Genomic DNA, 9,075 nt, shown 5'->3' with positions numbered 1-9,075 from the left:
GTCTCGTACATCGGTTCACCCCCACGCGCGTGGGCACGACACTAACGAAACCCGCACTGCGCCTGGGTCGCCCCAGGCGCAGAGGGGTTTTAGTATCACTTCAGCAACCACTAATCCGGCCCCACCGAAAGCAGCCCGTATCCATACGCCTTCCCCGGCCCGATCCCGCGTTCCAACGCCTCCCGGAACCGGTCCGGGTCCCGCACCACCAGGCGCCCTTCGAAAAGCACCCCCTGGAAGGTCCGCCCGGTGCTGTAGCTGCGGACGAGTTCGCTGGCTCCCGACGCTGCTACCGTAGCCTGCAGCAGCTCGAACCCGTGCTCTGTGGCCTTCCTCGCCAGCCACGCCAGTTGCGCTTCCGGCCCCGACAGCGGCACGCGCCGACCGTTGCGCTTCTCCCCGTTCGGCCCCGACTTCGTGTCGATCTTGCGGGTCGGGTTCGCCCGCAGCCGGAAGCGCAACACCCGTCCGGTCGAAATGCTGTTATAGGCGCGGTCCACCGACTTCACGGCCGGGTTCGCCCAGCCGTCGTCGGCCAGGTAGCCGGCGGGCAGGAAGCTCCAGTCGGGGGCGACGCGGCTCTGCACATAGAGCAAGATCCGTCCCGTGCGCCGCTCAAACTCCAGGCGATGCAGCACGCCCCAGTACGCCCGGGCCTCCTGCTCAGGGTCGATGACCGGAGGGAACGCCCGCATGATGGTGCGGTGCAGTGCGTGCGGATCACGCAAGTCCCGCTGCACATCAGCCGACGCCGGGTTCAGCCGCAACAACGAGAGGAACACGCGCGCCACCTCCTATCGTCCTGCCGCAACTGCTGCGTACGGCTCCACACGCACGTACCGCCTGCCGAAGAGACGCCGGGAGAAGTCCAGCGGCTGGTCCATCCGGGGCTCTGCGCCTACCGGGTCCCTGGTCTCCAGGATCAGGCGGATATCCGAAGCCGCCCGTTCGGCCAGCGGGTAGCTGAGCAGCGCACTGCGCAGATCCTGGTCCACGAGCCCGTCCGGGAGGTACGGCGGCACACTGGGAACGTAACCCTTCCGCCCGAGGTAAAGCTGCCAGACGGGGTGTGCCAGTGCGTCGTGCAGCCGTTCCAGCAGCGCCCGGTCAGGACTGGAGAGCCCCACCAGGAACGAAGCATCCTGGAGGAAAAACCGGTGGCTCATCACCGATCCGAACAGGCCGCCGTGGACGTGCGCAACGCCGTACTTCTCACCAGCGAACTTCCCGCCACCGGCCGTCTGGAAGTCAACCCCCACCGTCCCGGCCCGGTCGGTGCGCACGCCCATCTGCAGACCGGCCAGCACCGCCAGGGGCGGCCACGGACCCTCGGCCGTCCGCGCCTCGTCCCGCGGCTTGCCGAGCGCGGCGCACACCAGGCCGATCACGCCCGACTTGGAGGGCTCCATACCCGTATCCCGCTGGGTAAAACGGCTGGACGTTCCCCACGACTGCATCGGACCCTCCAGGCGCAACAGCAAGGTATGCATCAGCATCCCCCCTACCGGCGCTCCGACGCCAGCGCCCCCATGGCGGATTCAATCAGCGCTCCCACCGAACCCTCGGCCACCACCGGCTCAGGCAGGTTCTCCAGGGGAAGGTAGGTCGCTACACCCGCATACAGGAACGGGTCGGTGCCGTACAACCGGGCCAGATCGCCAAAGTGCCGGACCATCGCCTCGGCCGACAGGAGGATCACGTCCTCGTTCGCCGTGGCCCTCACGGGCTTCACAAAGGCGTTGGCCAGCGACCAGAGACCCTTCTTGCGAACGGTAACCATGATGAGGGCCGGCGGATTCTGTGCGGCGCTGCCCGTCTGCTTGCCGGTGGGAACGGCATGAATCATGCCCTGGAGGAAGGCCCGGACGGCGTCTGCGGCGTGCGCCTCGTTGTCGCCCAGGTTAGTGCACAGCTGGTTGAAGTCCACGTTGGCGTACCGATAGTAGCAGGCGCTGTTGTAGAGCGTGGTGCCCAGCATACCGGCGCCAGCGCCTTCGTCTGACTCCTGACGCTGCAGGTCGTCCACCGCACTGTAGAAGTCGAACTCGGTCGACACGGCGTGGGTGGAGAAGGCGTGCGCCATCTGGACGGCCGCGTCCACGTTCTTCTCGGGCTTGTCCGCGATCATGCGGCCGAAGAGGGCGAGATCCACCGCATCCCCTCCGTCCAGGGCTGCGAGGAACTGCGCCTGCAGGGCCTTGTCGCCCTTCTTCCCACCCAGCAGCGCCTCCCGGTGCTCCAGGGCCAGGGCCGCCAGGTGGTCCATCTCCTGCTCGCCGAGGAACAGCAGGTACTGGGTCTTGTCCTTATCGAGTCTGAGGCCGAGCTGTTCGATCGCAGCCGTGGCCAGATTCGCCGCTTCCTCGGCCGGCACGTTCCGAGCGGTGAGCCGGGCGATCAGCGCCTCCCTGAGCAGCCGGGTCCGGCGGCTCAGTTGGTTCGAGGGAACAACAGCCTCCTCGCGGAAGTACGTCCGGACCGCCCGCTTGAGGCACTGGCTGGAGATGCGTGCGCGCCTCACGCCGCCGAACTCGCAGGTCTTGGGAGCCCCGGTATCATCCCGGTTCAGGTTGGAGAGGGCATAGTTCTGAATCACATGGACCTCTACAAACAGCGCGCCTACCGCCTATGCCTCACGTTCGCCCACGTAGAAGGAGCGACTCCACTGCCACTGCACACGCCGGTCTTCCCGATCCCAGTTCCGGAGGTCCCACAGGAGCTGCTCCCAGTCCACCGGGATCTCCTCCGACTTGAGCAGCCGGATAACCTGACGCAGGTGGTAGAACAGCTCTTCCGAGGGAGCCGCCAGGAGCGCGTCCAGCCGCCGCTTGAGGGGCTCCGGCAGCTCCTGGTCAGGACCGAGGCTGCCGCCCGCACGCTTGATGGCCAGGAGCCGCAGCGACTCGCCCAGGTTGTGGTGCCGCTTCTCGCCGCCGCCCGCCGCAAACGACCCCTGGTGGGTCGCAAACAGGATGGCCACCATCAGGCGGCGCTGCACCTCTGCCGGGCTCACACCCTCCAGGAACTGTGGCGGCACTACCCGGTAGAGTTCGTAGAACTGGCCGGGCTCCAGAAGCAGCCCCCGCCGCAGGGCGGCCAGCCGTGCGCGATCCTTCCGCTCGACCAGACCCTGCAGCCATTCCACCAGGCCGCTACTCGCTGTCGCTGTCGTCATCGCTCTCCCCCTCTCGGTTGGTCGGAATGCGAGCAATGCGGCGGCTGAAGCCGTCGTGAATCACACTGAGGACCTCCCAGGGCGCCCCTGCTCCCCGCTGTGCGGTCAGCGTCGCCTCGAACGCGGCCTTCGCATTCTGGCGCAGGCGTTCGTGCCAGTCCGACCGCACCTCGGCAAACTCCCGCTCCGGCAGTTGGAACAGCACCCTCCTGAAGGGCGCTTCCATCGCTGCCCAGTAGCGGAGCGTGACGCCCTCGCCGCGCGCCACCGGTGCGACGTGTGGAGGCATCTTCGCCTGCCCTGTCTGGCCGGTATGCAGGTAGGCCACGGCCTCCCGCAGGTGCTGTCGGTCGCTCAACGCCCAGACCAGCGCCTCGGTGGCCCGCCGCAGCAGGGCCTCGACCCATCCCGCGTCCGCCATCAAGAGCCCCACCCGCCGCACCAGTGCGGGGTCGTCCAGGATCGCAAGCGGCAGGCCGATCTCCTCCCGCCGCCAGAGTTCGATCTTGGCCGCCAGCTTCGGATCGGTGGTAAGACCGGTCACGGCCAGGGAGACGGCCCGGGGCAACTCGATCGTCCCCAGTTCCTGCTCGCGCTGCCGCAGGGCTGCGAGCCAGGATAGGACCATCGTACGGTCCTTCCCACCGGCAGCCGACTGCAGCAGAACGTGGGTGAACTGCCAGGCGGCCCGGTCCCGCTGAAGGCGGCGGGGCAGCCATCCCGCTTCCTTCTTGTCTTCCGACGCGTAGTAGCACTTCCCGGGATCCATCGGGCTGCCGTCCTTCGGCAGGCAGTAGCGCTGGGCGATCTGGCAGCCGGTCACCACACGCCGCTCGGCATCCACCACCAGGTGGATCTGGCGGCTCTGCCAGGTCAGGTAGTGGAGCGGCCCCCGCACCACGGTGCCCTCCTTGACCGGCTCCGGCGGGTTTTCCTCCTCCCAGAAGGGGCGGTCGTCGCCGACCTCCGGGGTAAGCCGGTCCCAGTACTGCCTCGTCATGACGTTCAGGGCGAGGGTCTCGAACAGATTGCGCCCCACCACCTCCACCACGAACCCCTTGGTGAGCGGCGCGTCCATCCGGTTGAAAGGCTTGCTGACCCCGCCGCCGACGGCGAAGGCCTGGTGGGCCAGGAGGTAGCAGGCCGCCCGGTCCAGGGGCAGCACGGTGTCGCCCTCAACCCGGCCGTGGTCAAAGAGCGCAGGGTTGTTGCCGGAGGCGGCCTCCAGGGCCAGTGCCGCCACAGGGTGCACCTTCTCCCCGTGCATGAACGGAACCTGATAGAAGGGCCTGGTGGGGTGGAGCAGGTCGAACTGTTCCTCCCGCCCCTCACCGTAGGCCGCCACCGCGTCGGCGTCGAAGCGCCCGACTCGCCACAGCCGCTCCCAGTCCCCGGCGTCTCGCAGACGGTGCGTGCGCAGGATGACGGCCAGCAGGAGCCGGTGAAGGGCGACGGTGATCAGCGGCGAGGGGTCGCTGATGCCGAGCAGCGTGTGCGCCCGGGTCAGCGCTTCGGGAAGGCTTACCTTCAGCCGGTCGCCTTCCAGCGTCTGGACGGGAATCCAGTCCTCCGTCCAGAGCGAGAATCCAGTCACACTTCCACCTCCGTTTCCGCATTCCGCTGGCGGAGCCCCAGCACGGGGTGCAATTCCAGCGGCAGGTCCGCCGTCAGGCAGGTGCCGTCGGGTGCGAAGCGCAGGAGCCGGTGCCGGCGCAGGTGAGGCGTGACCTCCCACTCAGGCGGGACGGGCAGCGCGAGGATCTGCTTCACCAGGGCCGGATTGAAGCTCAGGCGGAGCGACCGCCCCAGGAGCGCCATCACTCCCTCCGGATCCGGCTTGCGCGTGAGATCGAACGGTTCCGTCGAGTCCAGCGTGAGGTAAGCCTGTCCATCCCGCTCATACAGGCAGACGACTTCCACGGACGGACCACCCAGCCGTGTCATCGCCTGGTGCGCCTCGTGGACTTCCTCGGCGTCCTCTTCCAGTCCGGCCGGAGTGTAGTCGATGATCTGCTCATCCAGGTCGGGGATCTCGCGGATGGCCGCCTGGCGCCGCTTCTTCAGATCCCCCTGGAACAGGCGCTCGGCCGTTCGTATCCAGCAGTCGGCAAGCGCTGGCCCGAGATCGGCAGGGGGCGGGGCGGGTTGGTAGACCGCCTCGATCAACTCCTCCACGCCTTCGGGAATGCTGAGGGCCGGCAGATCCCGCAGGACGAGGTAAGACCGCAGCAGCAGATGCTCCTCGTAGACGCGGGTGGTCGCCCGATCCCACTGGGGAACCCCTCCTTCGGAGGTGGGCGGAAGCAGGAGCCAGAGTTCGGGCCGCTCAAGGTGGGCGGGACGGTCGGGCCGCAGGTGGCGCCAGATCCGCCCGCTCCGCTGCAGGATCAGGTCGACCGGCGCCAGTTCGGAGACCATCAGGTCGAAGTCGATGTCCAGGCTCTGCTCGATGACCTGGGTGGCCACGCAGACCATCCGGTGCGGGCGGCCGTCGCCGCGCTTGCCGAAGCGCTCCAGGACCGCCTGCTCCAGGGCCATGCGGTCGTCGAAGGGGTAACGGGCGTGGAAGAGCATGAGCTCTTCCGGCGCAAAGTAGGACTGCAGTGCCAGGAACGTCTCCTGTGCATGGCCCACCGTGTTGCACAGTACGGCAGCACAGCCACCGGCTGCGAGCCGATCCCGCAGGGCTGCCATCCAGTCCTGTCCTGCGGCGTCGAACTGGCGCAGCACAACGGTACGGCTCGGGGCGCCCTCAATCTGCCTGGACCCCGCGTCGCTGCCCGACACCCAGGTGATGCGCGGATAGGGGGCCACTGACAACTCGGCCTGAGGGGACTGGCCGAGGCCCTTGCGGAAGGCCGCCAGCAGGTGGTTGCGGGTACTGGCGGGCAGGGTGGCAGACAGCAGGATGACGGAGGAGCCGCAGGCCGCCAGCCAGGTCAGCAACTTGCCCAGGAGGGACTGCATGTAGGTGTCGTACGCGTGCACCTCGTCCAGGACCACCACCTTGCCGGCCAGCCCGAACAGGCGGACAAAGTAGTGCTTGGTATCGAGGGCGGCGAGCAGCGCCTGGTCGATGGTGCCGATGCCAAAGGGGGCCAACAGCGCCTGCTTCTTGTGCGTGAACCATTCCGCCGCCAGCAGGTTCGCCTCGCCGTCCTCACCGCTTCCGATCACCGGGGCATCCGGCAGTCCCCGTCCCCGGTGCAGCAGGCGGGCGAAACTGGGGTTGAGGTCGGCCCGGCCGTGGAGCAGTTGCAGGTTGATGGGCTGGTCAGGAAAGCGATTGGAGAGGTACTGCGAGACGCGCGTGAACATCTGGTTGCTGGTCGCCATCGTGGGCAGGGCCACGTAGAATCCCTGCTGCCCGGCCGTGGCCTGTAGCGTATTGGCGAGGTAGAGCGCCGCCTCGGTCTTGCCGCCGCCCATGGGATACTCCAGCAGCACCAGCGACGGACCTTCCAGCCGTTCCGCCACTTCCTGTACCTGGGACTGGAGCCGGTTGGGCAGGAAGGAGAACAGCTCGTGGAAGGGCCTGGGCTCCACCCGCTCCGGCCGGTGGAACCAGCCCAGGTCGATCAGCGCCTTCATCGCCTGCCAGCGCGCCCGGCGCGGGTATGCGGACAGGCGCACCCCGTCGCCGGCGAAGGGGAAGTAGTCATGATGGGAACCGATCCAGTCGGCCACGCTGGTGAGCCCGGCCAGGCGGATGAGGAACGCACCGTCCTGGAGCAGATCGCCGGTGGGGGGCGGCAACGCATCCACCATGAGCACGTGCGCCAGCACCGCCGCCAAGTCGTCCTGGGCATCCCGCCAGCGCTTGCCGCCGGCGTAATCGACCGCGCGCTCCATCGATTGGGGATCGGGGAATAGCCCGTGGTGCCCTCCAACGGCCCGGCCGATAGCGACCGCACTGCTCCGGGGAACGCCGAAGCGGCTCAACACCTCGCGCATGCGGTGCGCCGTGATGAAGCCGTGGGGAAACGACTGCCGCTCGCCTGGAGGCCTAAACCCCTCCGCCACGAGTCGTTCCGCCGCACCGGGCCACTTGAAGGCAAAAGCCGGACTGGCCTTGCCCAGGTCGTGCAGTCCCGCGAAAAAGGCGATCCAGCGGCCCGCATGCTCTGGATCTGCGAGCCCGAGGCTGGCCTGCATCTGCTCCTTGACCACCGGGGGAAGTAGGTACTGCCAGAGGCGCCACGCCACCATGGCCACGTCGATCATGTGGCAGATGAGGGGGTGCCACGAGGGCTCATCCGGACGCAGGGTGATTCCCCACCGGCCCGGCGTCGCGGTCTTGGCCCAGATGGCCGGGTGCAACATGTCGGCCCAGTCACGGGGAGCCGGCGGCTGCTCGCCGGCCCGGCCCGCTCCTGGCTCAACGGGATTCGGGCGGCGGACGAGGAAGAGCCCTTCCCATTCCTCCACCTGCCGGCTCGTGTCGCCGTACGAGCGGACTGCGTAACCCTGCTCGTTATTGGTGTTGTAGATCAAGGTGACACCGCCCGACTCCACTTCCCGGCAGGCCTTCTCATAGAGCAGGTCCCGCACGGTAGCAGAGACGTTGCCCACGAAGACCCCGGCCCTGGGCTCGAGCATCCACTTGGAGAGTTCGCCCCGAAGACTCGGGGAGGCCGATTCCACGATGAGGACGACCAAGGGCGCTCACTCCCCCTCGTAATTCTGTCCGCCGCTCACGTTCCCGGTGGGGTCCCAGAGTTCGCCCGGGGCTGCCTCGTCCTCGTCGAAGCGATCGGCAACGGCCTGGTCCACAGGGGTGCCGAACAGGCTGTCCAAGTCGTCCACGATTCGCCCGAGCAGGTTGTGCTCTGCAAACAGGTCACGACACCGGTGGCGCACGCGGGACTCGAGCCGGGGACCGCCCTTGGCCACCTCGATGAACGCCGCTGGCAAGGTGAGTTCTGTCTTGTATAAGTCGGCGACGTCATACACAAACGAAAGCATCTTTCCGGTATGGATGAAACCGATGGCAGGAGAGTAGCCGGCGGCCACGATCGCCGCGTGGCAGACACCGTACAAGCAGCTGTTGGCGGCCGATAGGGCCCGGTTGATGGGGTCTGCGGTGTCCCAGTTCAGTCGATCGTACCGGCGGCTGCTCCACTCCACGCCGAAGCGCTCTGCGTTCTGGGCGTACGCGGCCCGTACCCGGGCTCCCTCCTTGCCGCGAATCTGCCTCAGGGTGAGGTCGGAGGGCAGGGGCTCACCGAAGCGCATTTCGTACATGCGGCGGACAATCCGCAGCCGCTCCTTGTCGTCAGCCCACAACCGCGCTTGCCGGAGAATCCTGGCCGAGCTGCGCGTCTCGCCCATTCCTTGTGCGTAGAAGCGCACGCCCTGCTCGCCGCACCAGGCGACGAGACAACCGCACTCGGCCAGGGTACGGATCGCGGCATGGGTCACCGTGGTACCCGGACCCAGCATGAGGAGGCTAAGGGATGCGCACGGTACGTGCACGCGGCCCTTCTCATCGTGGAGGCAGATCCCCTTGTCCTCCTGGTCGATGCGGGCATGCTCCACGTACAAGTAGCTCCAACTGTCCCTGACCTTGGGGAGGATGCGGAGGTTCTGCATGCCTTTCACCTCCCAGCCGTTGGCGGTAATAAGTGTAGGCGACGAGTGTGACACCGTGTTGTCAATGTGCAAAAGGCTTTTCGCGCGATTTTCTCATAGTACAGTCGGTGACGCGTGCGGAGGAGCAGGTACCAGCCCGGCTACCTGCAAGCGGTCCTGGTTGACCCTGTGTGCATGGCACCCAATGTGCTCGGTTCACCCCCCACGCGCGTGGGGACAACGCAATACCCATTATAACGGCATTCACCTATGTTGGAGTTGCCCCGATTTCGTGGACACGTTTATGTTGTGATGTCACGCGGTCTCTT

At 67.2% G+C, this 9,075-nt stretch carries 7 protein-coding genes; all 7 read right to left on the bottom strand.

The annotated features are described in order from the left end of the window. Positions 1–110 precede the first annotated feature (110 nt). From cas6e to cas1e, 7 genes are read right to left on the bottom strand one after another with little or no spacing between them, the layout of a single operon-like run. Positions 111–782 carry a type I-E CRISPR-associated protein Cas6/Cse3/CasE gene (gene cas6e, locus AB2385_RS16050; RefSeq protein ID WP_367656022.1) on the bottom strand — a complete coding sequence of 224 codons (672 nt, stop codon included), beginning with the start codon at positions 780–782 and terminating at the stop codon, positions 111–113. A 12-nt stretch (positions 783–794) separates the two neighbouring features. Further along, positions 795–1,490, bottom strand: coding sequence for a type I-E CRISPR-associated protein Cas5/CasD (gene cas5e, locus AB2385_RS16045; protein ID WP_367656021.1), 696 nt, complete (start codon positions 1,488–1,490; stop codon positions 795–797). A gap of 11 nt (positions 1,491–1,501) precedes the next feature. Next, positions 1,502–2,614 carry a type I-E CRISPR-associated protein Cas7/Cse4/CasC gene (gene cas7e / locus AB2385_RS16040; protein ID WP_367656023.1) on the bottom strand — a complete coding sequence of 371 codons (1,113 nt, stop codon included), beginning with the start codon at positions 2,612–2,614 and terminating at the stop codon, positions 1,502–1,504. A gap of 12 nt (positions 2,615–2,626) precedes the next feature. Next, entirely contained in the window at positions 2,627–3,175 is a 549-nt protein-coding gene (gene casB, locus AB2385_RS16035; protein ID WP_367656020.1) for a type I-E CRISPR-associated protein Cse2/CasB, read from the bottom strand. Then, positions 3,153–4,769 carry a type I-E CRISPR-associated protein Cse1/CasA gene (casA, locus tag AB2385_RS16030; RefSeq protein ID WP_367656019.1) on the bottom strand — a complete coding sequence of 539 codons (1,617 nt, stop codon included), beginning with the start codon at positions 4,767–4,769 and terminating at the stop codon, positions 3,153–3,155. Before casA ends, casB begins: the two co-directional genes overlap by 23 nt. Continuing rightward, a complete protein-coding gene (cas3, locus tag AB2385_RS16025; RefSeq protein WP_367656018.1) occupies positions 4,766–7,834 on the bottom strand; it encodes a CRISPR-associated helicase Cas3' in 3,069 nt (1,022 codons plus the stop codon). The genes casA and cas3 overlap by 4 nt, the downstream gene beginning before the upstream one ends. 6 nt (positions 7,835–7,840) lie before the next feature. Next, positions 7,841–8,767, bottom strand: a complete 927-nt coding sequence (gene cas1e / locus AB2385_RS16020) for a type I-E CRISPR-associated endonuclease Cas1e (RefSeq protein ID WP_367656017.1) — start codon at positions 8,765–8,767, stop codon at positions 7,841–7,843. Between the last annotated feature and the right edge of the window lie 308 nt (positions 8,768–9,075).

It is taken from the genome of Symbiobacterium sp., from assembly GCF_040797425.1.
In the GTDB taxonomy this organism is placed as follows: Bacteria; Bacillota; Sulfobacillia; order Symbiobacteriales; family Symbiobacteriaceae; genus Symbiobacterium.
Note: the sequence above shows the minus strand (reverse complement) of the source record. Positions and strands in the feature narration are given on the sequence as shown.